The sequence below is a fragment of the Roseibium sp. RP-7 genome (assembly GCF_053005225.1).
Genome location: NZ_JBRKQA010000001.1, coordinates 447,902 through 473,185, shown reverse-complemented (window position 1 = coordinate 473,185; position 25,284 = coordinate 447,902). Strand labels below are relative to the sequence as shown.

27 protein-coding genes are annotated in these 25,284 nt (G+C 59.8%); 10 read left to right on the top strand and 17 right to left on the bottom strand.

Annotation, left to right across the window (positions count from 1 at the left end; all coding sequences use genetic code 11):
- Positions 1–87: 87 nt before the first annotated feature.
- A complete protein-coding gene (locus ACVDG9_RS02115; protein WP_022998920.1) occupies positions 88–270 on the top strand; it encodes a hypothetical protein in 183 nt (60 codons plus the stop codon).
- A 163-nt stretch (positions 271–433) separates the two neighbouring features.
- Here the strand turns inward: ACVDG9_RS02115 and ACVDG9_RS02110 are convergent, their stop codons facing one another.
- From ACVDG9_RS02110 to ACVDG9_RS02100, 3 genes are read right to left on the bottom strand one after another with little or no spacing between them, the layout of a single operon-like run.
- Positions 434–1,600, bottom strand: coding sequence for a glutathionylspermidine synthase family protein (locus ACVDG9_RS02110; protein ID WP_447237183.1), 1,167 nt, complete (start codon positions 1,598–1,600; stop codon positions 434–436).
- 15 nt (positions 1,601–1,615) lie between these two features.
- Positions 1,616–2,287, bottom strand: a complete 672-nt coding sequence (locus ACVDG9_RS02105; protein WP_447237182.1) for a PspA/IM30 family protein — start codon at positions 2,285–2,287, stop codon at positions 1,616–1,618.
- A 33-nt stretch (positions 2,288–2,320) separates the two neighbouring features.
- Entirely contained in the window at positions 2,321–2,761 is a 441-nt protein-coding gene (locus ACVDG9_RS02100; protein ID WP_022998923.1) for a YjfI family protein, read from the bottom strand.
- A 163-nt stretch (positions 2,762–2,924) separates the two neighbouring features.
- Here ACVDG9_RS02100 and ACVDG9_RS02095 point away from each other — a divergent pair, with 163 nt between their 5' ends.
- The 7 genes from ACVDG9_RS02095 to ACVDG9_RS02065 all read left to right on the top strand — a co-directional run bounded on the left by ACVDG9_RS02095 (position 2,925) and on the right by ACVDG9_RS02065 (position 7,946).
- Entirely contained in the window at positions 2,925–3,980 is a 1,056-nt protein-coding gene (locus ACVDG9_RS02095) for an ion channel (protein ID WP_447237181.1), read from the top strand.
- Positions 3,961–4,608 (top strand): DUF2491 family protein, encoded by a 648-nt coding sequence (locus ACVDG9_RS02090; protein ID WP_022998925.1) that lies wholly within the window; start codon positions 3,961–3,963, stop codon positions 4,606–4,608. Before ACVDG9_RS02095 ends, ACVDG9_RS02090 begins: the two co-directional genes overlap by 20 nt.
- 20 nt (positions 4,609–4,628) lie before the next feature.
- On the top strand, positions 4,629–5,039 hold the full coding sequence (locus ACVDG9_RS02085) for a DUF350 domain-containing protein (protein ID WP_022998926.1): 411 nt from the start codon (positions 4,629–4,631) through the stop codon (positions 5,037–5,039).
- Positions 5,040–5,129: 90 nt separating this feature from the next.
- Positions 5,130–5,696 carry a DUF1190 domain-containing protein gene (locus ACVDG9_RS02080; RefSeq protein ID WP_022998927.1) on the top strand — a complete coding sequence of 189 codons (567 nt, stop codon included), beginning with the start codon at positions 5,130–5,132 and terminating at the stop codon, positions 5,694–5,696.
- 101 nt (positions 5,697–5,797) lie between these two features.
- On the top strand, positions 5,798–6,376 hold the full coding sequence (locus ACVDG9_RS02075) for a glutathione peroxidase (protein WP_447237180.1): 579 nt from the start codon (positions 5,798–5,800) through the stop codon (positions 6,374–6,376).
- 323 nt (positions 6,377–6,699) lie between these two features.
- On the top strand, positions 6,700–7,386 hold the full coding sequence (locus ACVDG9_RS02070) for a ZinT family metal-binding protein (protein ID WP_447237179.1): 687 nt from the start codon (positions 6,700–6,702) through the stop codon (positions 7,384–7,386).
- A gap of 209 nt (positions 7,387–7,595) precedes the next feature.
- Positions 7,596–7,946 carry a carboxymuconolactone decarboxylase family protein gene (locus ACVDG9_RS02065; protein ID WP_022998930.1) on the top strand — a complete coding sequence of 117 codons (351 nt, stop codon included), beginning with the start codon at positions 7,596–7,598 and terminating at the stop codon, positions 7,944–7,946.
- A gap of 33 nt (positions 7,947–7,979) precedes the next feature.
- Here the strand turns inward: ACVDG9_RS02065 and ACVDG9_RS02060 are convergent, their stop codons facing one another.
- Positions 7,980–8,831, bottom strand: coding sequence for a LysR substrate-binding domain-containing protein (locus ACVDG9_RS02060; protein ID WP_228870071.1), 852 nt, complete (start codon positions 8,829–8,831; stop codon positions 7,980–7,982).
- A 147-nt stretch (positions 8,832–8,978) separates the two neighbouring features.
- On the opposite strand from ACVDG9_RS02060, the gene ACVDG9_RS02055 reads away from it, so the two are divergent.
- A complete protein-coding gene (locus ACVDG9_RS02055; protein WP_447237178.1) occupies positions 8,979–9,899 on the top strand; it encodes a DMT family transporter in 921 nt (306 codons plus the stop codon).
- A gap of 19 nt (positions 9,900–9,918) precedes the next feature.
- On the opposite strand, the gene ACVDG9_RS02050 is transcribed toward ACVDG9_RS02055, so the two are convergent.
- The 7 genes from ACVDG9_RS02050 to ACVDG9_RS02020 all read right to left on the bottom strand — a co-directional run bounded on the left by ACVDG9_RS02050 (position 9,919) and on the right by ACVDG9_RS02020 (position 18,061).
- A complete protein-coding gene (locus ACVDG9_RS02050; protein ID WP_447237177.1) occupies positions 9,919–10,749 on the bottom strand; it encodes a TolB family protein in 831 nt (276 codons plus the stop codon).
- Positions 10,750–10,897: 148 nt separating this feature from the next.
- Positions 10,898–11,926, bottom strand: coding sequence for a LacI family DNA-binding transcriptional regulator (locus ACVDG9_RS02045; RefSeq protein WP_077290965.1), 1,029 nt, complete (start codon positions 11,924–11,926; stop codon positions 10,898–10,900).
- Between the two features lie 11 nt (positions 11,927–11,937).
- Positions 11,938–13,419 (bottom strand): glycerophosphodiester phosphodiesterase, encoded by a 1,482-nt coding sequence (locus ACVDG9_RS02040; protein ID WP_447237176.1) that lies wholly within the window; start codon positions 13,417–13,419, stop codon positions 11,938–11,940.
- Positions 13,419–14,477, bottom strand: coding sequence for an ABC transporter ATP-binding protein (locus tag ACVDG9_RS02035; protein WP_447237175.1), 1,059 nt, complete (start codon positions 14,475–14,477; stop codon positions 13,419–13,421). Before ACVDG9_RS02035 ends, ACVDG9_RS02040 begins: the two co-directional genes overlap by 1 nt.
- Positions 14,477–15,304 (bottom strand): carbohydrate ABC transporter permease, encoded by an 828-nt coding sequence (locus ACVDG9_RS02030; RefSeq protein WP_022998937.1) that lies wholly within the window; start codon positions 15,302–15,304, stop codon positions 14,477–14,479. Before ACVDG9_RS02030 ends, ACVDG9_RS02035 begins: the two co-directional genes overlap by 1 nt.
- A gap of 13 nt (positions 15,305–15,317) precedes the next feature.
- Positions 15,318–16,625, bottom strand: coding sequence for a carbohydrate ABC transporter permease (locus ACVDG9_RS02025; RefSeq protein WP_075284627.1), 1,308 nt, complete (start codon positions 16,623–16,625; stop codon positions 15,318–15,320).
- A gap of 65 nt (positions 16,626–16,690) precedes the next feature.
- Positions 16,691–18,061 (bottom strand): ABC transporter substrate-binding protein, encoded by a 1,371-nt coding sequence (locus ACVDG9_RS02020; RefSeq protein ID WP_022998939.1) that lies wholly within the window; start codon positions 18,059–18,061, stop codon positions 16,691–16,693.
- A 173-nt stretch (positions 18,062–18,234) separates the two neighbouring features.
- Here ACVDG9_RS02020 and ACVDG9_RS02015 point away from each other — a divergent pair, with 173 nt between their 5' ends.
- Positions 18,235–18,762, top strand: coding sequence for an HAD hydrolase family protein (locus tag ACVDG9_RS02015; protein WP_230057641.1), 528 nt, complete (start codon positions 18,235–18,237; stop codon positions 18,760–18,762).
- A 70-nt stretch (positions 18,763–18,832) separates the two neighbouring features.
- On the opposite strand, the gene ACVDG9_RS02010 is transcribed toward ACVDG9_RS02015, so the two are convergent.
- Genes ACVDG9_RS02010 through ACVDG9_RS01985 form a run of 6 tightly spaced genes read right to left on the bottom strand, consistent with a single transcriptional unit; the run spans position 18,833 to position 25,005 of the window.
- Complete coding sequence (locus tag ACVDG9_RS02010) at positions 18,833–20,500, bottom strand: hypothetical protein (protein WP_447237174.1); 1,668 nt, start codon at positions 20,498–20,500, stop codon at positions 18,833–18,835.
- A complete protein-coding gene (locus ACVDG9_RS02005; RefSeq protein WP_447237173.1) occupies positions 20,497–21,255 on the bottom strand; it encodes a glycosyltransferase family 2 protein in 759 nt (252 codons plus the stop codon). Before ACVDG9_RS02005 ends, ACVDG9_RS02010 begins: the two co-directional genes overlap by 4 nt.
- Positions 21,255–22,727 carry a hypothetical protein gene (locus ACVDG9_RS02000; RefSeq protein WP_447237172.1) on the bottom strand — a complete coding sequence of 491 codons (1,473 nt, stop codon included), beginning with the start codon at positions 22,725–22,727 and terminating at the stop codon, positions 21,255–21,257. Before ACVDG9_RS02000 ends, ACVDG9_RS02005 begins: the two co-directional genes overlap by 1 nt.
- The gene (locus ACVDG9_RS01995; protein ID WP_168686486.1) at positions 22,724–23,662 is read right to left on the bottom strand and encodes a lysylphosphatidylglycerol synthase domain-containing protein; all 939 of its coding nucleotides are present in this window, start codon (positions 23,660–23,662) and stop codon (positions 22,724–22,726) included. Before ACVDG9_RS01995 ends, ACVDG9_RS02000 begins: the two co-directional genes overlap by 4 nt.
- Positions 23,663–23,672: 10 nt before the next feature.
- Complete coding sequence (locus ACVDG9_RS01990) at positions 23,673–24,461, bottom strand: glycosyltransferase family 2 protein (protein ID WP_022998945.1); 789 nt, start codon at positions 24,459–24,461, stop codon at positions 23,673–23,675.
- Between the two features lie 10 nt (positions 24,462–24,471).
- Entirely contained in the window at positions 24,472–25,005 is a 534-nt protein-coding gene (locus ACVDG9_RS01985) for a GtrA family protein (protein WP_447237171.1), read from the bottom strand.
- Positions 25,006–25,284: the final 279 nt, after the last annotated feature.

Genomic DNA, 25,284 nt, shown 5'->3' with positions numbered 1-25,284 from the left:
GCCGCTCCCCTCTCCGGGCTGGACAAGGAACCATCCTGTGTGCGCTCCGTTTATTCCATGGACCCATAACCAACACAGGAGGACCAGATGGACCTTTCCATGAACGACCTCAGCCCGAAGCTTCGCAAGGAAGCCGAACAGGAGGCAGAAAAGATCAAGCGGGTCGCTGACAAGTCCAACGCCGGCGGACAGCTTGGTGGAACGTTTTTCGGACAGGAACAGGATGACGGCATGGCACCGCCGAGATCAGTTGCCGCCGGCCGGTCCTGATACCGGGTTCCGCTTCAGGGCGGGCTGACACAGCCTGCCTGTGAACCGACCGGCGGCCGTGAGGCGCACGAAAACAAGAACGACCCATAAAAAACGGTCGCGCCCGGCCGCCGGGTCGGTTTCACATCCAACCATACCCCGTCAACCAGCGCGTTTTCGGCAATCAGCTTTCCAGAATGACATGCGGCACAAACCGCGACAGGTCTTGCGTCACCGGTGCCTTGTCCTCGCGCAGGCAGATGCCTGATGCCTGGCCGCCAATAATCCATGAACCGATCATGACGTAGTCGTCGCCGAATTTCGGCGGTTCCGCATAGGCCTGCAGGATGTGGCCTTCCTCGCCATACCCGCCGGGTGTGCTGAGTGCTTCAGATCCGAGACCGCGCACCGTGATGTTGGCACCCTCCCGACTGAAGAAAGGTTTGCGCACATGCGGGCCCTTCAGGAATGTCTCATCCGCCTCCCCCTCGAAGTAGGACGGCAGCAGGTTCGGATGGTCCGGAAACATCTGCCAGAGCAGCGGCAGGATTGCCTTGTTCGAAAGCACGGCCTTCCAGGGTGGCTCAAGCAACTGTATCGGCGCATCGGGCAGATAGGGGCCGTAATCCTCGCGCAGCATGTCTTCGTAGGGATACAGCTTGAACAGGGCGTCGATCACGAAACTGTCGGCGTCGGCGAACCGGCCCTCGCCGTCGAGCCCGATCTCTTCCACAGCAACAAAATGCGGTATCAGCCCCGCCTGCCGCGCGCAGTCTTCCAGATAGCGCACGGTTGCACGATCTTCGTCGTGATCCTTCGATGAGGCGAAGTGAATGTGATAGCCGGGCGCGAACATGGCGGCGAACCGCTCGATCAGGCGGTCCTGAACGGAGTTGAACTGATCGCTGTCGGTCGGCAGAACGCCAGCCGCCATCTGCTGCTCCAGCCAGATCCACTGAAAGAAGCCGGTTTCGTAAAGCGCCGTTGGCGTGTCGGCATTGAATTCGAGGAGCTTTGCTGGCCCGCTGCCGTCGTAGAAGAAATCGAAGCGGCCATAAAGCGAGGGCTGTTGCTGCTCCCAGGAATTGCGGATCCAGGAGCGGTACTTTTGCGGGATCGCCATCTTGTCCATGAGACTGTCGTCACGGACAGCCCGATCGACCAGATCGAGGCACATGCCGTAGAGCTCCTGCGAGGGGTCCTCGAGGTCGTCCTCGATCTCGCGCAGAGTGAACTGATAGGCGTGGGTCTCGTCCCAGTACGGTGCGCCGTACATGGTATGAAAGCCGAAGCCGAGGCGCTCGGCTTCGTCCTTCCACCCCGGTCTTTCAGGAACTGCGATCCGCTTCATGGTGCAAGCGGGGCGTCAGAGCTTCGCCAGAAGAGCCTGCACGTCGTTGCGGGCCGGATTTTCCAGGGCCTTGATCTTGGCTTCCAGATCGGCGCCGCTTTCCAGGCGAGCGTCTTCCTCAGCCGCTTCCAGCATGGCCTGCTGTTCCGCCTGGCGCTGTTCCAGGCGTGCGAGGCTGTCGACCGCACTGGCCAGCCGGCCGTCGGAAGCCGTGGTGTTGGTGGAGGCCGCCTTCTGGGCCTTGATCAACGCTTCGTTGGCCTTTGCGCTTTCCATCTTGCGCTGCAGGGTCTCGATCTTGTTCATCGACTGCCGAATGGTGCTGTCCATGCGCTCTTCGGTCGACTTGTACTGATCGAACAGAGCCTGGTCGGCTTCCGCCTTGTCGCGCAGTTTCAGCACGCTCTCGATGATCTCGATGGCCAGCGGCTCGTTGCCCTGTGCCTTGGCACTGCGGGCTGCTTCCGTGCGCCGCTCGATTTCGGTCATCAGTTCGGCGACGGATTTTTCCTTCAGCTTGCGGTTGGCTGCCATGCGCGCCTTTTCGTCCTTGGCTGCACCGATCGCCTGTTTTGCTTCGCGGATTTCCTGTTCCAGGATCGTCATCAGGTTGGCGTCCTGAACGGATTCCGCGGCATTGTGGGCGTGGCCCTTGAACGCCGTAATCAATTTGCCCCAAACACTCATTTTCAAATGTCCTTCTTCAAATTGGCGGCGGGATCAGGCAGCGGCCTTGGGACCGACGTCGGCGGCCAGCTCCAGAGCGCTGTTGGCGATGGTGCGCAATTCCGTCTCGACCGAATCCAGTGTCGAGCGCACGGACATGGCGCCGAAGAGCTCGTAATATTCGCGTCCGTCGATCATATCGATGGACAGGGCGCAGAGCGGCAGCAGCTTCTTGTGATTGCGCAGCATCATCGCCTCGAAGGAGGCCGGGTCCTCCTGGGCATCACAAGGCCACAGAACCGTGGACGTCAGGATCTGGGTTTCGCCGACAACCATGAACAGAGTGATTTCACCGGCCGAGTGAAGCTGGACTTCCAGCACGCCGGCCTGATCGGAACTCACCGTGCAGCTGATTTCACCTGCCGCGAAGGAATCCGATTGCTCCAGAGCTTCCTTCAGCTCCGCAAGTGTCCAGGGAGATTGCCGCGTACTCATCCAAAGCCCTCCATTTCAAATCCGGTGCCGGGATCCGGCCTCGAACAAGTAGAAGCCCCGTCTAGCCGTTTCAAGCGATTATTCGGAAAGCTATGCCGAATTGACAATAGGGCAGGCTCTGGTCAGAGTAGCCGGCGACCGAAACAGGGGGCAAATTTCAGCGGTGCCAATCCTGCAACTCATCATTTCTCGGCTCTACCAACACGTCCTCGAGCTCAAGCTCTGGCTGCTTGCGACGCTGATATGCGCCTATATGGTGATCTCGTGGATCCTGTTTTTCCTGGCTGGTGAAACAGGCCTGACGGGCAATCCGCTGACCTTCATCTATTTTGCCGCGACAACCGCCTCGACGGTCGGTTACGGCGACCTGTCTCCGTCGACGGAAGCAGGCCGGATGGTGGCCGCCTTCTGGTTCTTTCCGGGTGCGTTGCTGATTTTCTCGGCCGTCCTGGGCCGGTTGACGGGTGTCCTTGTGGAAGGAGTGAGGCGTATGGCTGACGGCAACGGAAACTATGAGCGCGTGCAGAACGCCACGGTGATTGTCGGCTATCACCGGGACAAGACACCCTTGATGGTGGAGAACCTGGTTGCCGGCCAGGACGGAGACGACAAGATCATTCTGCTTGCGGATTCCAAGAACGTGGAAGTGCCGGAGGGCGTACGGCTGATCCGGGCCGAACGCATGGACGCCCTGCAGTCGCTGCGCCGTGCGGCCATTCCAGGCGCGCAGAAAGTGCTGGTCTACGCCGGCTCGGATGCGGAAACCTTCAACACCTGCCTTGCCATTCGCGAACTTAACGAGAGCGTTCACATTGCGGCCTATTTCGAGGACCGTGACACCGCCCGGCGCGCAGGCAACCTTGCGCGAATCGAACCGGTGGTGTCGAACGCCTGCGAAGCACTGGTACGCGCCGCGCAGGACCCCGGCGCGGGTCAGATCCTGATGGCCCTGTCCACAGCGGGCCTCGGCGCAACCATTTATTCGGCCATCGTCCAAAGCGGGGGCGGCACCGAAACCGACAAACTGGACCAGGCCCTTTCAGGCGCTGAAGGCACGCTGATTGCGGTTTCCCAGCCTGACGATCCGGATTTCCTGTTCAGACCTTTCCCCAAGACGTTGAAGACTGGCGGCTCGATCTATTATCTCGCCAACAAACGTCTCGCGGCGGGCGAGATCACGGCCGGTCTGGGGGGAGCTGATGTTCGGATCACTGTTTAACAAGAAGGACAAAGGCTGGCAGCCGCCGGAAGTTCTCGGTCTGACCATCGGCAGAGGCATTTCCTTCGATCCGATCGCGCTTCGCCTGCTGCCTGCCGACAGTCTGATCGAACGTCCCGACACCACCCTGATGATCACCGCCCAGGGGCATTGCGACCTTGGCGAACAATCGCACATGCATCGTTTCTATCCTGACGACGACCGCTTCCTGATCCAGTTTCAGGGCGGCGACGGCAAGAACGACGAGCGGGTCGACGAGATCATGCTGTGGTACTTCTATGACGTGCAGTACCCGACCGGCGACACCGAGTGGAACCGGGTGAAATCCGCGATCCGCCAGACGAGCTTTTCACTGCCGGGCGAAGATCGCGACTACCGTTTCGAGCGGGCCTGGTTCGATACGTCGACTGCGCCGGAAGATCCGATGACCTACTGGGAGGAAGTGTGCGACGACCGCGAAGGCCGCGGAAGGCGCAAGATCTTCCAGACCGCCATGCTTTTTGCCCGCCCCCTGCAGGACGGCCGGGACGAAATGCTGCTCGTCAACATGGAAGAGCCGGAAAATGCGGAACGCAGCGTCGCGTTCATGCTAGGCTTCCCGCTTGAGCGGCACAATTTTTCTGTCTGAACTGAATAGTGGAGACCAATATGGCAGACCTTCAGGCGTCCCTTTCAGGCATCGTTCCTTTTATTGCCTATTTCATTACAGCCATCGTCATGCTGCTGATTTTCATGAAAATCTATACCGTCATGACCCCGCATGACGAAATGGCGTTGATCAAGGAAAACAACGTTGCCGCTTCGGTGGTCTTCAGCGCGGCCTTCCTCGGCTTTTCGCTGCCGCTGGCCAGCGCCGCGGCGAATTCCGTGAGTATCATCGACTTCATCATCTGGGGCATCATCGCCTGTGCCGCACAGCTTGTGGTCTACCAGGTCTTCCGCAGGTTCTTCCCGAAGGTCACGGACCGGATCAAGGGTGGTGAAATGGCGATCAGCACCAATCTTGCTGCCATTTCATTGACGGTCGGCCTGCTGAACGCCGCCTGCATCACCTACTGACCGAGGCGGTACGGGCCGCCCTGCGCTGATGCCCCGAACCGTATCACGCAAAGCATTTCATCAGACCGTTTGAAGGTCGGGAGAAAATTCATGAAACGCTCCAAGTCGATCAAGCTGGTGGTCATGGCAACGACGACCGTGACCATTGCAGGCTGCTCGGACGAACCGACGCTGGATGGCCGGGTCTACAAGACCGAGGCGGAATGTGTCGCCGACAGCTACGTCCCGGACGAGGTTTGCGTCGAGGCAATTACCGCCGGCAAGTCAATCCACAAGGCCTCCGGACCACGCTATGACACCGTCAACCTGTGTAACGAGCAACACGGCAACAACGTTTGCGCCTACGACAGTGCCACCGACGGCTCTTCCTACTACACGCCGTTTCCGGCAGGTTATTTCCTGGCAGGGGCACTGACCGGTGCCGTTACCAACCAACTGATCCAGAGCAACGTCCGCCCGGTCTATCCGGAACGCGGCAGCAAACGCTACTACACATCCGGCGGCTATTACGTCGGCAGTTATGGCGGCGGCAGCTGGCGTACCTATGACGATGCGGTGAAGACGCCACCCAAGCCGGCAAAAGTCCAGACAAGGACTTCCGTCGCTTCACGTGGCGGGTTCGGCAGTCGGTCGAGTTCCGGGTTCCGCGGCGGGTAACGGCCGACAGAAGGCAACCGGCATTCAGGTACTGCGGCACACACGCGGTGATCTGTTGCCAGCCCCGGCGCGTATCATTGCCAAAGCGTGAGGGTGTTGAAATGTACCGGCTTCTTTCTTTCGTCTGGTGTCTGGCGGCAACGTGCCTTTGTGCCGTTGCTCAAGCCAAGGACCTTGAGGGCCAAAGCGAAGCAGCTCAGTCGGCCCATGCCTTCACCTTCGAAATGCCCTATGGCGAACCGATTGCGCTCAAGGATTATGCCGGCAAGGCCATTCTGATCGTCAACACGGCAACGGAATGCGGCTTCAGCGGGCAACTGGCCGGCTTGCAGAAGCTGCATGAAACCTATTCGGACCGCGGCTTGCTTGTGCTCGGGGTTCCGTCCAACGATTTCGGCGGCCAGGAACCGCGCGCCGACGGCGACATCGCAAAGTTCTGCGAAGCCAAGTACGGTGCCGAATTTCCACTTGCCGCCAAGACGGTCGTGAAGGGCAAAAAGGCCCATCCTTTTTATCGATGGGCCGCAAGCGAGCTTGGCCCCACGGCACGCCCCTACTGGAACTTCCACAAGTATCTCGTCGGGCCAGACGGCAGCATCCTTGCCTGGTTCCCGACGCCTGTGCCGCCGACTTCATCGGACGTGACCGCCGCGATCGAGAAGGCCCTGCCCGGATCCTGATCCTGATCCCCGGAAGCGATCTACAGCACCTTTTCAAACGAAGCGAACAACTCGCTATCAGGCTTTCACGCCCTCTTGCGGACAGCTGTCCTTCAGAACGCACGTCTTCCCAAGAAGAACACCCCACTCTTTCCCCCTTCTGATTATCTACCACTCCGTGGCGTGGCTGCTTGTCTGGCTGGCTGGCTGACGGCTGGCTGGTTGGAAATTGTAACTTTGACATTGCCTGGCCACGTGGATTGCGTTAGGCAGTTTTAGTAATGTAATAACATTACGAATCAATTTGATACTTTCCCTCCCCCAATCAGCAGAGGATCAGATCCATGCAATCACGGTTTGGCAGGCTGGCGGGCGCATGTGCGCTCATAGCGTCGTTTCTCGTGGCAGCTCCCATCCAGGCGCAGGAAGCCAAGGACAACTCGGCTAAACACGACCATTCGCACAAGCATTCACATGATCACTCGAGTGATGCCGAGCGGCAGATTTACAAGGGTTACTTCGAGGACAGCCAGATCCAGCCGCGTCAACTCACCGATTGGCAAGGCGAATGGCAATCCGTCTATCCATACCTTCAGGATGGAACGCTCGATCCTGTCATGGCGCACAAGGCCGAACATGGCAGCAAGTCGGCTGAAGAGTACAAAGCCTACTACGAGACGGGCTATCGCACCGATGTCGACCGGATCGTGATCGGCGCGGACAGCGTGACCTTCCAGACCGAAGCCGGTGCCTTCGAAGGGCAGTACATTGCCGACGGCTTCGAGATCCTGAACTACAAAAAAGGCAATCGCGGCGTCCGCTTCATTTTCAGGAAAACCGCAGGTGATGACGGTGCCCCGACCTTCATCCAGTTCAGCGATCACCGGATCGCACCGTCGAAGTCCGATCACTATCATCTTTACTGGGGTGAAGACCGGCAGCAAATCCTCAAGGAGCTGACCAACTGGCCGACCTATTATCCGGCGGCATTGAACGGAGACGAGATCGTCCATGAAATGACGGCTCACTGAGACTGCGCATGAGCTGAAATTGACGATGGGCGCCGTCTGGTCACCAACATCGGCTCCGCGCCCATCGCTTCGTCCCGGTTTCGGGCGGCGTTTGCTGTCTGGCTGACAAAGTCATCCTCTGCCAACCAAAGCTTGAGCCACATCAACGCCTGCATTGCGGTCCGAGCCTAGGCTGCCTGACGTGATTTCCGGCAACATGGAGATGATGTATGGCCGTTTCCGACTGGAACGAATTCGTTGCACAAACCGATGAACGCATGGCCGCCGTGCGCAAAGGCATTCCGGAGGTCGCAAAAGGCTTCGGATCCCTGGCGAAAGCCGCGACTGCTCCCGGCGCGCTCGACGCAAAAACCAAGGAACTGATCGCGCTGGCCATCGGCATTACCGCGCGCTGCGACGGCTGCCTTGCCTACCACGCTCGTGCCGCAGCACGCCTCGGCGCGAACAGGGACGAGATCCTCGAAGTGATCGGCGTCTCGGTCTATATGGGCGGAGGTCCGTCCATGATCTACGGCGCTGAAGCGTTGGCCGCTTTTGACGGGCTGAAGGACGACGACTGAACGATGCCTGTCCTGTGCGTTCAGGACATCCGTTCATCTCGTTTTCACCTCCCCTTCCAGGAGGGCTGTTGCAAGGGCTTCACAAGCTCTGGATTCAGCCCGTTTGCTGCGTACCAGGATGATGTCCAGCGGCTCCAGTGGCGGCAGACCTCGATCCTGATCGACATGTTCCACTGTTGGGGGAACCGCCATCTGCACGACGGCGGCAACGGCAAGGCCCGCCTCGACTAGCGTGACCAGCGCGGAATGGCTGAAACTGGAATAGGCGGAGCGGTATCGCAGGCCGCTGCGGCCCAGCGCCGCCAGGGTCACTGTCCGAGCCTGGCTGCCAGGCTCGTAAAGGGCTACGGGGAGCGGGTCTCGCTCCAGCGCCTGACCATCGCGAGAGCTGATCCAGACCATCGGCTCCCGGCGGATCAGACGCCCTTCCGTGCCGCCCGTACGCGTAACGATCGCCAGGTCGATCTTGCCGTCATCGACCTGCGGCAGCAGTGCCGTCGACTGGGCACAGACGACATTCAGCTCCACACGTGGAAACAGGCTTGCGAACCGTCGCAAAACATCCGGCAGCATGGCGGCAATGTAATCGTCCGGCGCACCGATGGTGACCGTGCCTTCCATGTCTGGCCTGCGAAAGGCTTCCACCGCCTCATCATGCAGGCGCAGGATCCGTCTGGCGTAACCTTCCAGCTCCTCTCCAGCACGCGTGAGCGCGAGGTTGCGTGTATCGCGCACAAACAACGGCTTGCCGATGCGGTCTTCCAGCCGCTGGATCTGCATGGACACGGTTGCAGGTGACTTGTGCACGCGCGTTGCCGCGCGAGAGAAGCTCATCGCGTCGACACAGGCGAGAAAGGTTCGCAGAAGAGCGTGATCGAGCTGCATTATTCTTCAATTTTTTCAACAAGTATCTTCAGATTATATCGTTTGACCAAACAATGAAAGAGGCCTCAATTTACAGACCAGCGGCGGAAATGCGTCGATGTTGTATCAGTTTGCGGTGTGCAATCGCCGCCAGTCAGGACACGTCCCATGACCAGACAGACGGAAGGCATGATCGGCCTTATCGCGGCGCAGACCCTGCTTGGTACAATCGGACTGTGTGTTCTGGAAAGTGGTGCGACCCCCGTTACCGTCGCCTTTTATCGATGTGCTATCGGAGGCCTGGCCCTGGCTCTCTACTGCTGGTATCGGGGTGATCTAGCCCGGCTTGCCAGACTATCGCCACGCATCCTGGCCATGGCTGTTGCCAGCGGCGTTCTGATGGCAGGCAATTGGGTGTTGTTCTTCGAAGGTATTCAGAGAACCGGTATTGCTGTTGCCACCATCACGTTCCACATCCAACCGTTTCTCGTGGTGGTTCTGGGCGCCTTCGTCTTTCGGGAAAGGCTACAGGCGGCCACTCTTCTGTGGATCGGTCTCGCTCTGGTCGGCCTTGCGCTGGCCACCGGGCTGAGCGGAATGGAACTGACGGCAGACCGGTCCTATTTCCTTGGCCTCGCCGCAACCCTGGCGGCCGCATTTCTTTATGCCGGCGTGACAATCATCGCCAAGGGACTGACGGGAATTTCCGCTCCACAACTTGCCACCGTTCAGTTTGCCACCGGCACCTTGATGCTGGCAGCCTTCAGCCCGGACGGTCCGCTGACCCTATCGGCAGACCAATGGGGATGGCTGGCAATCATCGGCCTCGTTCATACAGGCGGTGTTTATGTCGTACTCTACAAGGCCTTGCCGAAACTGACGACGCCAGTCATTGCCGTGCTGCTGTTCCTTTATCCGGCCAGTGCGGTTCTGGTGGATGCTCTTGCCTATGGCCATCTGATCAGCGCACTGCAACTTGTCGGCCTGGGGCTCATCATCCTGTCCAGCCTTGCGGTTACGCTGCGGTGGGGCGTCCGGAGACTGACCACAGCCGCCGATGCACAGCTTGTGCCGCCCACCTCCCGCTAGCGCTCGCGCACCTGTCCCGTCACGGCTCGTATTTCACATAGGCAAAGCGCCTGCTGTCCGGGGCCCAAGAGGGAACATTGAGCGTTCCCTGCCCGCCGAAGAGTGACCGCAGGATACGCGGAGTACCACCGTCGGCAGACATCAGGCGAAGCTCGACCGGCCGATTGGCAGGGTGTCCCGCAGTGCCAGCCTCATAGGCAAGATAGGCAACAAACCTGCCGTCGGGCGAAGGATGCGGAAACCAGTTGACCCGCTCGTCGCTTGTCATCTGCTGCAAGTCGCTGCCGTCCGGCCTGATGCGCCAGAGCTGAACAGATCCCGATCTTTCACCGTTGAACCAGATCCAATTGCCGTCAGGCGTATAGTCCGGTCCGTCGCAATGGTCGAAGTCACGGGTGACCTGTTTTTCCGCGCCACCGTTCAGGCCAACCGTGAAAACCTGGAAGGTGTCGCCGGTTTCCGGCCTTTTGCCGACGTAGGCAAGTGTCGCTCCGTCCGGTGACCAGCCATGCCAGTAGGATGGTGTCTGCGAAGTAATCCGCCGTGGCACGCCACCCGTTACCGGTAACGTGTAGATGCAGCTTTCCCCTGTCCCTGTCCCGTCACTGACCGCCAGCATCGTTCCATCCGGTGACAGGCCGTGGTCATTGTTGAGGGCTTTGGCAAAGCCTGTGCCGATCTCCATCAACGCCGGATTGTCGAGCGGGAAGCGGTAGAGCCGGCCACCACCGTTCACAATCAGTGCGGACCCGTCAGGCGTCCAGTTGGGCGCTTCCAGATGGCGGTCCGTTTCGTACAAAACGGTTTCCGTCCCGGTTTCAATATCGATCGTTGCAAGAATGCTTTTCATCATCTGCTCCAGATTTCTCCGGAGCTTGGCACGGGACAGCCCTTCGGAGAAAGGCCGGACATGGTGCCCAACAGCTGACCGGCGCTGCTAATCCAACATGCTGTTGGGCAGCAGCAGTTCGATTGGCACCCCTGAACCAGCACCTCGCTCAATCGCCAGCTGGCCCCCGGGAGGTTGCCCGCTGAACAAGATGTACATCGCATACCCTGACCTGCTGCGGCAGGTCAGGGTTTTCCAGACGTTGCATCAGCAGATCGAGCGTCGCCTCACACAGGTCATGACGGCTCTGGGAGAAGGTGGTCAGGTCGTAAGCCTTCCACGCGGCTTGGGGAATGTCGTCGTAGCCGACCACCTGAATGTCCTGCGGCACGCGCAGCCCGTGGATGTGGCGCAGGCCGTCAAGTACCCCCAGCGCCAGGTAGTCAGCTGTACAAAAGACGCCGTCGACCTCGCTGCGCACCCGGTGAACGAATTCCGCGGCCGCCAGTCCGCCGTCATAGGTCTGCGCGCCCCAGGCGATCCGTATCACCGGAACACCACCGTCATTGGCCGCCTGTTCGAATGCGAGCGCGCGGCCGTTGATGGAGAAGGACGAGCGTTCCGGCGTGACGACCGCCAGCTTTCGGCACCCGCTTGCGATCAGGTGTTCATACGCTTTCCGGCCACCGTCCTCGAAGGCGGTTACGACCCGGTCGACCGGGGCTCCCGGGTCACGCTTGTTGACCACCACCAGAGGCACACCGTTTTCAAGACATTCGATGCAGATCTCTTCCGGCGGGGTATCGGACGTGACGATGACCCCGGCGACACTGTATTGCAGCAGGGACCCGATCAGGTCGGCAACATCCGTCGACTTTTCTCCCCGCAGCAGGATCGGCCTGAACCCGCATTCCAGCAGCCCCTTGGACAGAAGGTCTATCTGCTCCGAGCGGAACGGATTGTCGAGATCGGCGGCGACGACGCCCACCAGGTCGGACTTCTGCTTGTGCAGCGAGCGGGCCAGCACGTTGACCCGATAACCGAGTTCACGCGCGGCTGCGATCACCTTGTCCCGGGTTTCCTTGGAGACGCTGGCACCGTCGGTGAAGGTTCTGGAAACAGCCGACCGTGACACGCCCGCCAGGCGAGCGACGTCGAAGGAATTGACTGTTTTCTTGTGACCAGGAGCGTCAGGCATGTTTCTTCCGTTTATATGCTTTTACCGAGCATCCGGGCGACGAGAAAGGGCTCATTCACGTTGAAGAGATCCGGCTTCAAGGCCAGCAGGCGTTTGATCTCGGAAGGGTCGTTGCCCATGTAGGCGATCATCGCCTTGCGCCTGGCCGCCCTCACCGCCTCAAAGGCTGCCGGACCGGCATTCGTCGCATTGAATTCGACAATCCCGGAACGGAAGGTGGAGAGGCACGTGTCGAGGGACTCGAAATCCTCCGCCCGCACCATCAGTTTCGCTTGCGGAAAGGCATCGTGAATGGCTCGCAGTCTCCCGACATCGTGGGCCCAGAAGAACACGTCTTCGGCCGCCATCATTCGCAGTACCTTGGACACCGTATGATGCGGATCCGCCTGTTTCAGCTCGACATAGAGCTTGCCGCCCATTCGCAGTGCCATTTCCAGAACCGCACACAGGGGCGGGATGCTCTCTCCTTCGAAAAACGGATCGAACTTGCAGCCGGCATCCAGCAATGCCAACTCCGCACCCGTCTTTTCCGTGATTGCTCCACTGCCACTGGTGGTTCGGTCCAGCGTGGCGTCATGATGGACAACAAGCTGTCCGTCCGCCGTTTCCTGGACATCGATCTCGACATAGTCGAAGCCTGCTGCCCAGGCTGCCTTTGCCGAAGCCAGCGTGTTTTCCGGAGCCACCTTGCAGGCCCCGCGATGGCAGACGATTTCCGGGCTTGTGACAGCCGAGCGGGCGAACCTTGCGACCATTTCCGGCTGATCCGAACAGATACCGAGGATCGGCATCTTCACCAGAGCTTCGACCACATCGACACGCTCTTCATGCCAGGTCACGACCGGCAGTCCGCGCTCTCTTGCCCTGGCAAAGAAAGCTTCATCCAGCAAACGGTCCGGCCGTTGCCCCGCACGCTCCCAGCAGGGATGGACGATTTCGGCGCCGCACTGATCGGCAATCGGAAAAGGATCCGTGCCCACCCCGACCAGAATAGACACGGGATAGGGACAGCCGCCAGCGATCAATTCGGATGCATAGTCAGGCGTGTTTGCGCCAACGATTACCCGCTCGATCCGGTGGTCCAGAAGCTCCGCGATGGCCAGCGATGCCGCCTCGCCTTCCTTGGCATCCAGATAGATGCCCGCGCCGAGACGGGCTGCAAGCCCGGCAATCTGCGAGAACAGGGGGGCTTCACGGCCAGACTCGGCGGTCAGAGCCTGCAGCCGGGCGGCGGTCACGTCGGCAACCTTGAGGTCAAGTCCGCAGATTGCCTTGAGATCTTCATCGTGAAAGGCAACCGGGATCCTGTCCGCGGTCAGCCGAACATCAACTTCCCACATGTCCGCCCCAAGCTCATGGGCGATTTCATATGCCCGCAAGGTGTTGTCGAAGGCATAGGCGCTGGCACCACGGTGGGCGATGGAAAGCGGAACGGATCTCGGTTCGCCGAGCCAGGCACGGCCCGGCTTGAAAGCTTGCAATGCCGTTTCCATCAGAGCCTGCCGCCGTCCGGACCAAAGGCAAGAATGCGGTCTTCCGCAATGCCCCAGGTGACCTCGTCACCCAGCTTGTAATTGCCGCCATGCGGCTGGATCGACCGCAGCACGGCACCGTTTTCCAGGGTGACGTCGTAAAGCTCTTCCCGGCCCTGGATCTCGACGAAGCTGACCTTTCCGGTCACCTTCAGCGGGTGGTCCGGCTGAAAGAACTCCGGACGAATGCCGAGACGCATCGACGCGCCGTGACCGGGGGCTGCAATGCCGGACGGGATCGGCAGTTTGACCTTCGAGTTTGCCAGGCGGAAACCACCATCTTCCGTTGCCCCGTCCAGAAACGCGATCGGCGGATTACCGAGGAAGCCTGCGACGAAGTCCGACGAGGGGTTGTCATACATTTCCGAGGGGCTGGACAGTTGAACGATCTCGCCCTTCTTCATGATCGCGATCCGGTCGCACATGGACATGGCTTCGACCTGATCGTGTGTGACAAGCACCGCGGTAATGCCGGTTTCCTGCTGAATGCGCCGGATCTCCGAGCGCATTTCCAGACGCAGTTTAGCATCGAGGTTTGCCAGAGGCTCGTCGAGCAACAGAATGTCGGGCTCACGGACCAGTGCCCGTGCCAGGGCCACGCGCTGCTGCTGACCACCGGACAGCTGCACGGGGCGGCGCGCCATCAACTCTCCGATCTGAACGAGACTGGCGATCTCCTGGACCTTGCGGTCAATATCGGCCTTGTTCTCCCGGCGCACCTTCAGCGGAAACGCGATATTCTCGTGGACGGTCATGTGCGGGTAGAGCGCATAGTTCTGGAATACGACGCCGACGTTGCGTTGCTGCGAGGGAACAGTCGTGACGTCCCTCTCGCCAAACAGAAGACGGCCACCGTCCATGCGGTGAATGCCGCACACGGCAAACAGCGTCGTGGATTTGCCGCAGCCGGAAGGCCCGAGCAGGGCCAGCATCTCGCCGCTGTCGATCGTCAGGGACATGTTGTCGATGACGGTGGTCTCACCGAATTTCTTGGTGAAGTTTTCAAGTGCGATACGCATCAGCCTTTCGTGCCTCCGCCGTAGATGTTCATGAGTTTGCGGTTGAAAACCACGTAGATGAAAATGACCGGAAGGGCGTAGAACAGCCCGATGGACTTGAAGAGGTTGAAGTCCGGCTTGCGGTCGTCCGCGATGATGTTCTGGAGATAGGTCGCCAGCACCTGCGACGCACCACTGGGGGCCAGAACCTGCGGCAGGATGAATTCCTTCCAGGCTTCCAGGAAGGAGAACAGCGCCAGAGCAGCGATGCCGGGCTGCACCTGAGGCAGAACCAGTTTCCACCACACGGTGAAGCGGCTGGCGCCGTCGGTGATGCCCGCCATTTCGATTTCCCATGGCACGGTGTCGTAAAAGCCCTTCATGATCCAGATGCCGAGCGGCAGCTCCAGAGCCGTCTTCACAAGGATCACGCCGATCAGCGTGTTGTAGAGGCCGCTCATCTGCAGCATCAGGAAGATGGCGATGATCAGGGTCACTGTCGGGAAGGCGTGCAGGGTCAGGACGCCGCCAAGGAAGAACTTGCGGAAGGGCATGTTCAATCGGGACAGAGCGTAGCCTGCCGTCAGCGACACCATCACCACGATCAGGCTGGTGGAACCGGCAAACAGGAAGGTGTTGGCCGTGACCGGCCAGATGCTTGCCCGTCCGGTTTCAGGCGTTTCGAACAGGAATTTCCAGTGTTCGAGGGTGAAGCTGTCCGGCAGGAGTGAACCTGCCGTGGTGTCGGTGAATGTGTCCACTACCAGGTAGAAATACATTAGCACCAGTGGCAGCGACAGGATGCTGAGCAGCACCAGGACAGGCCAGACGCGGAAGTTGGGTCTCATGTCCGTCTCTCCCCTATTGCTCGATACGCGGCTTGGCCACGAGTTCGTTAAAATTGAAGAGGCGCAGATAGATCAGCGATGCGGCAATGCCGATGACCACCAGGACCATCGCCAGCGCAGCCCCGAGACCGTATTGCAGAACACCGCCATAGTTGTTCAACGCGGTGTGGAAGGTGTAGAGCGCCCACACTTCGGTTGCCTTGCCCGGTCCGCCGTCCGTCGACAGGTAGATGTAGTCGAAGGACGTCAGCAACGAGAGCGTCTGATAGGCGGTGGTGAACAGGATCGGCCATCTGAGTTGCGGCAGGATGATGTAGCGGATCTGCTGGAGGCGATTGGCGCCATCCACCTCGCTTGCATGCAGCATGGTTTCGGGAATCGCCTTGATGGCGCTGGAAAACAGGATCATGCCGAGCGACGCCCCGACGAAACCGTTGATGAGGATGACAACCACCCAGGCATTGATGTCCGAATGCAGCATCCAGTTTCGCGGCGGTACGCCGAAATTGGCCAGGAAGCTGGACAGGAAACCGGTGTCCCATGCCATCCACTTCCACATCATCACGTAGATGACGGGCGGCAGGATGCGCGGCAGGAACCAGATCGTCCGGAATGTGGTTGCGGCCGCGGCCGGCAGATAGAAGGTCGTCACAGCCAGGAAGAGACCGAATCCGATGTTGAAGGACAGCGTCAGCGATACGTAGATCAGCGTGTTACCGGCCGCCCGGAGCGAAGACGGCAGCGAGGCGATCAGGCTGTAGTTTTCCGTCGTCCAGACCCAGCCGGTGTAGGCGGTCCTTGCAAGCTGGTCGGTTTCGCTTTCCGGAAGGCCGAGCCCCAGCTCGCCAATGCCCGTCATGAAGGCTTCTTCCGTTTCGAAGCGTGTGTTGAGGATCGAGCGCTTGAAGAGATCGGCAGCTTTCTTCAGATCGCGTGTCGAGCGCGGGCGTTCCTTCAGGCGCTTCAGTTCGCGCTCCAGGTCACGCCGGCCGGCAAAACTCTTGCCGGACAAGCTGGCTTCGATCTCCTGCGCGAAAGCCTTGCCGTATTCGGCTTCGACGGCTGCGATACCGGCCGCGTCGATCTTGTAGGTGTCCTCGGCCAGACGATCTGCCGTGGCTTCCGGAAACCCCTGGTCCTTGAGCATCCGGATCGTGCGTTCCGTAACCTCATAGGCACCGCCGGAAGAAATGCCGGTACCGGAACTCATGCTGGTGAAGGAAAACATCATTGTCAGCGCCACCGGCGCCAGAAACAGAAACACAATGATGAAGAGCGCAGGGGCCATGAACCCCAGCCCGAGCAGGTGCGCGCGTCGCATCTTGTCCCCTTGAAATGTGAGCCGGGCGGCGGACCGCCCGGCAAGGCAGATGGAGGATGGATGGCTTAGCGGACGATCAGGTCGTCGCCGAGCACGGCCGTCATTTCCGCTTCCACTTCGGCAACTGCGTCAGCCGGAGACTTCGTGCCGGTCCAGGCTGTTTCCAGACCCTTGAACATGATCTCCGAGAACTTGCCGTAGTTCGGGTTGTTCGGCTGTGCATTGGCGTGCGGCAGCAGGCGGCGGGTCGCTTCGGCTGCCCAACGATCGTTGGCGTAAAGCTCGATGTTGGACTGCTCCCGGGCAATGCCCAGGTGTGCAGACTTGATCGCGTGCAGCGTGTTGATGCGCGGTTCGGACGCGATCTTGATCAGCTGTGCGGCGATCTCGATATCGTCTTCGTCATCCTGCTTGGTGAGCAGATAGGCCAGCGGATGGGTGATGGTGTTGGCCTGGCCGTTTTCATTGCCTGCCGGAATGAGCGAGAACTGGATGTTGCCGAAGAAATCGTCCAGGCCTTCCTTACCGGTATAGCGCGCATAGTGCCAGGTGCCGCCGTGCCACAGGGCCGCCTTGCCGGATGCCACTTCCGCATACCACTGGTCCCACTCGGTGCCGATGTGGTTCTTGCGGGTCACCTTCGCTTCGACAGCGTCCACGAAGAACTGGTAGAAATCGGTCATCGCCTGTTTGTCGAGGATCAGTTTGCCGGTTTCGCTGTCCATCAGTTCGCCGCCGAAGGACTGGTAGAACTGGGCATAATCCGGACCGTTGGAAACGCGCGGATAAAAGCCGTAGCCTTCTTCGACGATTTCCATGTCGACGGCTTTCTTGGCGTCTTCCAGTACGTTCTGGAGCGTATATTCGCCGGCTTCGACCTTGGCCGGAAGCGCGTCGATCTCTTCATCCGTGTAACCGATCTTCTTCATGGTTTCGCGCCAGAAGAAGAACGGACGGCTTTCGGCATCCTGCGGCAGACCGTAGACGACGCCGTTGTAGGTCGTGATATCGAGCAGGTTTTCGTAGATGTTGTTGATCGGCCAGGTGTCCATGTCGACATAATCCTCGACAGGAACGATCAGGCCGGACTGGCTCCAGGGAGCGATATCCAGGTGGCTGGTCACAACAATATTCGGGGCGCTGCCGGCTTCAGCGGCCAGGGTCACGGCCTGCTTGAATTCCTCCCAACCGGCAAAGTCACGCTTCTTTTCGACAGTGATGTTCAGGTCTTCACCAGCAATCGCATATTCGCGGGACAGGATGTCCGCCGCCATCTCGATGGCATCGAGACGGTAGACGTCGCTGTCGTTGGAACCGCCTGCCCAGACGGTGATGGTGAGGTCTTTTGCCAGGGCGTCTCCGGCAAAAGCCGCGGTGGTGAGAGCCAGGACGGCAGCCGCTGTGGACTGGCGCAGTTTGGAAACGAGAATGCTCATCGTATTTCGCCTGCTGTCTGTGTTGCGACACCTCCCTCCCGGAAGTGCCATGTGGAAAGAATAAACATGTTTTGCACACGTGTGCAAAGCGGGTTCTAGCGGGCGGGTATTACGGGCATGTGACAGCGTTGCGAATTTCAGGAGCCGGACTATGCGACGACCCTGGCTTCATCTTGATCATAAAAGCCGATCACGACGGCGAGACGACAGACGGTGGGGCGCTTTACTCGGCCTTGATGATTTTTGGCTATAGCAACACCCCGAACAACAATTTTCATGACCTTCCGGCTTCTGAGAAGCCGGACCAGCGGGGAGTTGAACCCATAAAGCGCCTTGTTATCGATTTGGACGGAACCCTGACCCTGGCAGACACGTCCGACTACAGGAACGTCTCACCGAACCTGCCCCTCATCGAGAAGCTGCGGGAGTACAAGGAGCAGGGCTTCGAGATCGTGATCCAGACTGCACGCAACATGCGGACTCATGAGAACAATGTCGGCAAGATCACGGCGCACACGGTGCCGATCATCATCGAGTGGCTGCAAAAGCACGACATTCCCTACGACGAGATCTTCGTCGGCAAGCCCTGGTGCGGACATGAAGGATTTTATGTAGACGACCGCGCCATCCGGCCGGACGAGTTCGTCCGCATGTCAAAATCGGAGATCGACACCCTGCTCGACAACGCACCGAAAAACTGACGTCAAAACAGGCTTCGCAGCCGGCTGACCGCGAAGCCTGTCTATCTTTGAGCCAACCGATTTATCGGTGTTACAGGTTCTGACCGTCCTGACCTTTCTTTCGGTAGACGGTCCAGGAAGGGCTGCTGGCAGCTTCCTCGTAGTGCTCCTGCACATAAGGCCGGTAGATTTCCCAAAGCGCTTCTCCGGACGGGTCGCCATGACCCAGGATCACGAATTCCGCATCGGAGAAGAACTCTTCTTGCGGCTGGTGGATCTCTTTGGAAAAGGTTCTGCCATTGTGGAACCAGATCGGCACCCTGGCGGGTGAAGGCTTGTTGAGAAGGGCCGGAAACGGATTGGCGAAGTTGAGTGCCAGTACCGGCCCGGCATCCGGATCTGCAGCCCCGACTTCCTGCAGCAGGCTGAAACCATCCAGCATCCTGTTGTAGTCGACGGTTACTTCCTCATCAGGCTGCTCGAGCCAGCGCGGATGCAGCACGAAGCCTGCCTGCCCGGTATTGGCCAGCCGTTCGTCTGCCGGATACTGCCGGCTTTGCAGGAATTGCGCGACCATGGCACCGCCATCACGGGCCGGATAGATGAGGGCGATTGCAATGGTGAGGACCGACAGGATCTTCAGCGTCAGGGCCTTCGACTGTCTTTCGACGGAGACCGCCGCTGTTTCCCCCTTGCGGAAAAGACCGGCCCACTGTGCGGCGATGATCGGAAGCATGGCATAGACCGGGCTTTCCGACAGCCAATGGTTCTGCATGAGAATGACGCAGGCCATGGCAGCGGCGACCAGGATCAGGACCACGGGTGTGAAGCGTTTGGGTTCAGCACTGTTTTCGCACAGCAGGAGATAAAGCACAGCGCTGCCGATGGCCCAGACCGCAGCCTCCCCAAGCTGGGTAATCAGCTTGATGATGCGCCAGGTTTCCTTGGCAAATCCGGAGACGGTCTTGATGTCCGCAAGGTTCGCGCTGACCTGGCCAGTCACCAGCTCTGCGGCTGCAAGCGACGCCGCAAGGCCGATCAAGACCACAACAGCATGCTTGATCGAGACGTTCCGGAACACCGTTGCCGCGACCAGCAAGCCCACGAGGGCGGCACCGAATGTGACCTTGATCAGAAAGACGACGGCAATCGAAAAGCCCAGCAGAAAAGCCTCCAGCACGCCCCTGCGTCCCGGAGGACAGCAAAAGGCCACGGTTACGACAGCTGCAAGGGCCGCCGCCCAACGGTTATAGGGGGCAAGCCAGCTCATGCTCGTCTGGGCAAAGATCATGTCCGGTTCGCGCGGTGTCACGACTGTCGCGACCGCGACCAGCAGAACGAGGCCAAGCGTGCCGAAACTCACCTGTCGCGTCAGAGTGAGAACCGCCAGAACGAAGGTTCCAAGCCCGAATATGGCACTTGCCAGGGGAACCGAAGTCGCATCCTGCGGGCGCAGCTCGACCGCGATCCGGAAAACCCAGTCATAGACCGGTCCGATCGGACTGAAATAATCGACGCTGGAGGCTTGACCACTGGCAGATTTGTTTGCCGTATCGAAGGCGGTCCAAAGGTCGTGCAGGTAACGCTCGTGATCAAAGAACAGGTGCGGCAGCGTCGCGCTGACGGCAATCAGCACACCGGCGGCCAACAGGCCAAGCAAGCCGATAAAGCCGGAGGCATAGTCTTTTCGCAAATACCAGACTGCGACAAGCACCGGAAACAGCAAGATGGCAAAGGCATAAGTCGAAAGGGCAATCATTTGGCAATCGTCCACTTTGCTGCGGAAGGCGGAGGAGAGGCGATGAACGCCTCCAGTTGCTCCGGCGTACCGAGCATTCCGACATCCTCGAACGCCAGCTGACTGATGGAGACAGCCGCCCCGTCCGCGATGATCTGGTTGTACATCGGCGCGATGTAGCGCTCGCCCTTCTCCTCGCCGCTGTTGCGGAAGAAGCGGGCATAGACGTCCCGGTAGCGGGCGACGCTGTCGAACCAGTAGAGGCCGACGGTCGCATGATCGGAAATGCGTTCCTTTTCGCGAAGCTCCACCACACGTCCATCCGCATCGGTGCGTGCGAAGGACCAGCCGTTACCCGGTCCGGGAAAACACGGCACATGCCCGGCACAAACCGCCGGGTCTGCCGGCTTCATCGCACCCGGCGCCACGTAAGTGTCGATGTTGAAGATGGCGAGTGGCTGGTTTTCCGAAGCCGTGGCAACCAGTTCCAGAGCTGTTGTCGCCTGGCCGTCGGTGAGTTCGTCAAGCTCGACGATGCCGTCAACCTGAATACCGAGCGCCTTGCAGCGGGCTGTCAGGAAATCCGGCGCGTTCAATCCGCTGCGCACGGCAAAGCAGAACGACCAGCCCGCCTCGCGGTAGGCCTCCATCGAGAGCATGGACCAGTCGAACAGGGGCCGGCCGAGCGCCTCGATTTCATACTTCGGACTGTCGTAGCCCGCCTTGGTGAAACGGCTGCCCATCCCGGCCATCGTAATCGCTACTACGCCGCTCATCAGCTGGCCTTTCTCTGCCGTTTCTGTCCGCTTTCAAGCTGATCGAGGATCGAGGCCGCGATCAGCGCAAAACCGACAAGTTTGTCGGGGTGGTCGGTGTGAAGCGGCAGCATCGACAGGAACAGTGACAGTTCGACCGCACGTACATGGGCGATGTCGAGGCCTTCCGCCTCCAGCCTGTCGCAGAAATGCCGCTCGGCCCAATCCGCGGGAGGCGCGATCGTCCAGTCGAGTTCCAACCGCAGTTCCTTGTTCAGATAGACGCGGAACAGGCCGTTGTTGACGTAGTCATAGCAGCCCAGAATGGAGTGACTGATCTTGGCGACATCATAAAGCGGATGCATCATCGCATCATCCGCGGACAACGCTCCGCGCGGATCGATCAGCCGCATCAGCCCGATCCGCCTGTCGAACAGGACGTTGGAAAAGCACGGATCGCCGTGGGAAAACACCAGCTGATCCGTCGTGCCGACCGCCTTTCGAATGAAGGGGCGTGCCTGCTCCAGCATGTCGGGCAAACCACCGCGCGGGCCGGCTTTTTCCAGAATCTGGCTGGTCTGTCTGCCGCGCTCCGTCTCCAGGAATCCCGCCAGCCGCTTGTCCAGTTTTTCCAGGATCTGGGTTTCGGCCCGCGCCCGGTCTTTCTTTCCCGGCGTTCTGGCGTTCAGGTAGTTGAAGATCTGATCGAGCAGGACCTTGAAATCACCTTCCGTGAACGAGTGATGCACCCATTGCAACGCCGCATCCGGGATCGCCAGATGCTCCATCTGGTAGCCGGCCTTCTTGCCGTCTTCCCAGAACCCGAACGTGGGCAGCAGGAAACGTTGCAGTTCAGGCGGTGCGGCATGGAAGAAGCCGTGCTCGGCACGCATTTTTGCAATGTCGGTGGACTGCTTGTGAAAGACGCTATCTTCCGAACGGGCGGAATTGAAATGCCGAAGTTCTGTCGCACCGGACAGAAACAGCATCAGGTTGCGCGGTTCGCGGATATCGATGAAGCGGGCGTGGTCCGTGATGATCTCGGTACGATCGCGCAACGACAGCAGCAGGAGACGGCGGGCCTCAGGCGTTTCCGCACATAGAAGCGACGCGGCTTCGGCATGGAACAGAACGGCGACGGCCTCATCGTCGATGACCGGGCTGGCGAGCATGGTCTTCAAGGCGTATCCGGCCTTGCGCACAAGCACCGAAAAGCCTTCCGGATCGAGCGGCGGCAGACAGAGCGGCACGCGCAGATAGATTGCGGCGTCGCCCCGGTCGCGGATGCGGTCTGCAAGCTCGACACCGCTTTCAGGCGACATCAGGTGTTCCACCGTTTCCGCACCGGCCTCCAGGGACATGGCCGTCAGTTCCTTCGCCAGTGTCTGGCGGCGGCGCATGATGTCGGAGAACCGGACTTCGCCAAGCGCGGCCCGCACGCTTTCTGCCGGCGGATCCCGGTCGTCTAGGATTACGGAAAGTGCTTTCGTCATAAGGCACCGGTCCTGTTCTGGGCACGTAGCGGTTCGTTGCGCACTCGCGGAAGATAGATCCACATGGCGAGCGGCCAGACCAGCGCAAGGGACAGAAGACACAGGCTGCTCCAGGCGCCGATGGCGCCCTGGAAACTGGCAACTGGCCCCTCGAACACCCGCTCGGCCAGAAGCACGATCCCGCTGGTTTCGACAAAATTGGCGGAGGTGTATGCCAGCACAGTCGCCGCCAGGGCTTCCAGGCCCCAGATGACCATGGACATGACCAGCAGCACCGGTCCCTGTACGCGGAAAAGATCGGCCCCTCGTGTCGTGATCTGACGCAATCCGTCCAGCTGACCCAGGTGCCGCAGGGAATTCGGGTTCCGGTGGTTCAGAACCACATAATGTTGCACGGCCCGCAGGATGCCGGGGCCAAGCACGAAGACGACAAGGCCCGCCAGCACTGCAAGGCTGGTGACGGCCAGAAGGACCATAGGCCCGGTGGCCAGCGGACCGTGGTAGGCATAAACGACGACGAGCAGGACGAGGATCATCAATCCGTCGAAAAACCGCTCCAGAAGGATGATGATCAGCGCGCCGGGAAAGCTTTTGCCCAGATACCAGAGCTGGTGCAGCCTCAGGATCTCGCCAAGCTTGAAGGGAATGACGAGGGCACCCGGGCTGGTCACCAGATGCAGCAGCGCGCTGGAGCGCCCGGAAATGCCGAGCAGCCGCGAGGCCATGATCGCAAGACGAACAGCCCGCACACAATGCGAGCCGAGATAGATGCCGCCTGCAACAAAGAGCGCCTGCCACGGCTTGCCCGCAAGCTCACCCAGCCCCTGCTCGGCCAGCCACCAGATCGCGAGACCGAACGGCAGGAACAGGACCGCGTAATGCAGGGCGAGGCCGGCCGGCAACCTGGCCTGCCGCAAGCGTGAGGATGTCCGCACAGACCTCACCTCAGGCAATCCGTGTCGAGGGATAGGCGGCGCGCGGTGTCTGCCGGTGATCGGTCGCAAAGAAAGCGGCCGGCTTGAACAGACGGAAGCTGACAATGCGCAGAAGCTGAAAGCCCATCTTGCTCAGCTTGGCATTGGATATCTGGTCGTCTTCACGCCAGGTGAGCGGAAAGAACCCCAGCCGGAACCGGTTCCGGACAACACCCAGGATCAGGTAATAGTTGAACGTCAGGTCGTCGGCGTATTTCAGGTGAAAGCCGGACTTGAAGGCCTCTACCTTGAACAGGTTCAGTCCGGAGCCGAGGTCGAAGAGACGCTGGCCGCTGATTGCCGAAAAGATCAGGTTGAAGGTGTGGTTGGCCGCCGTGCGCAGCAAGGAATAGCCCTCCAGCTTGGAGCCTTTCATGAAGCGCGCGCCCATCAGGAAATCGAGATCCTTGTGACGGCCGGCCGCGATATGCGGCACCAGATCGGCAATCGCGCCCTGATCGTCACCATGCAGCACCACAAGATAGTCGTAGCCGTTCACCATCGCGAAGTTGATCGCGACCTTGTGCGAACCGCCGAGACCGTAATTGTCGTCGTTGTGCAGCAAGGCCGTTTCGGCATATCCGAGTTTCGCCAACCCAGCCTGTGCCGCCTCGCGCGTGCCGTCCGTCGACCGGTTGTCGACACACAGGACACCATCAACGACAGCCTGAACTTCCGGTGCCTCCAGTTGCTTCAGCACACGCGGGATCTGCGCTTCGCAATTGTAGCAGGGAATGAAAACGAGAACCCGGCCGGTCATGAAGGCCACCTCAATCTGACTTGCGGTGTTCGAGCAGAAACCGCATGAAAAAGAAATTCGCGACAAGGGTGAATGGCGTGACCAGCATCTTGGCCGTGACCCCGCACAAGGTCACTGGCTTCAGTCCCAGACCGGCAACGAAGGCAGTGCCGTCAACTGTGACCAGCAACGACATCAAAGCCCAGCTCAACCCGGCCGTCAGAGCCGAGGCGGCGGTTACCGCGACAAGCTGCCAGATCCAGTAGAGCGCCAGGAGCACTGTCGTCGACCTGTTGCCGGCCTTCTCGAAGATGTGCTTGCCGGCAACGAAGAAAACGAAGGTCACGCCGCAGAAGGCACCGATAAAGTTTGCCCAGAACACGGGCAGGCCACTTTGCGTGAGCGTTGCCATGGTCAGGAAATCCAGGCACCAGCCTATGCCGGAGATCAGGGCAAATCCCGAGAAGCGCTTTGCGATCGCATTGAAACGGTTCAAGGAAGACGACCCTGACTTTTGTTTGCCGTCGCGTTCCACGACGGTAGATGCGCTCCCGGCGTCCTTCATGAAACCACCGTCAGCAACCGCTGGAAAGACGGTCGATCCATATGCTGAAATTGCGCTCGGCCGGCATCGGAAAAACCTGTTCACATCCTGAAAACAAAGAAGCCGTTTCCGTCGAGCTGTCTGACCGAAACGACCTTATCTCATGCCGGGAAACACTAGCGGTGAATTGTTTCAATGCCGTTAATCGGCGAATCTGACAATGGGTCTGGATATGTGGAAGGTGTCCGTGCCAACGCCCGCTGGGGCGCGATGCAAGGGTTCGGGAACAGCTTCCCGGTG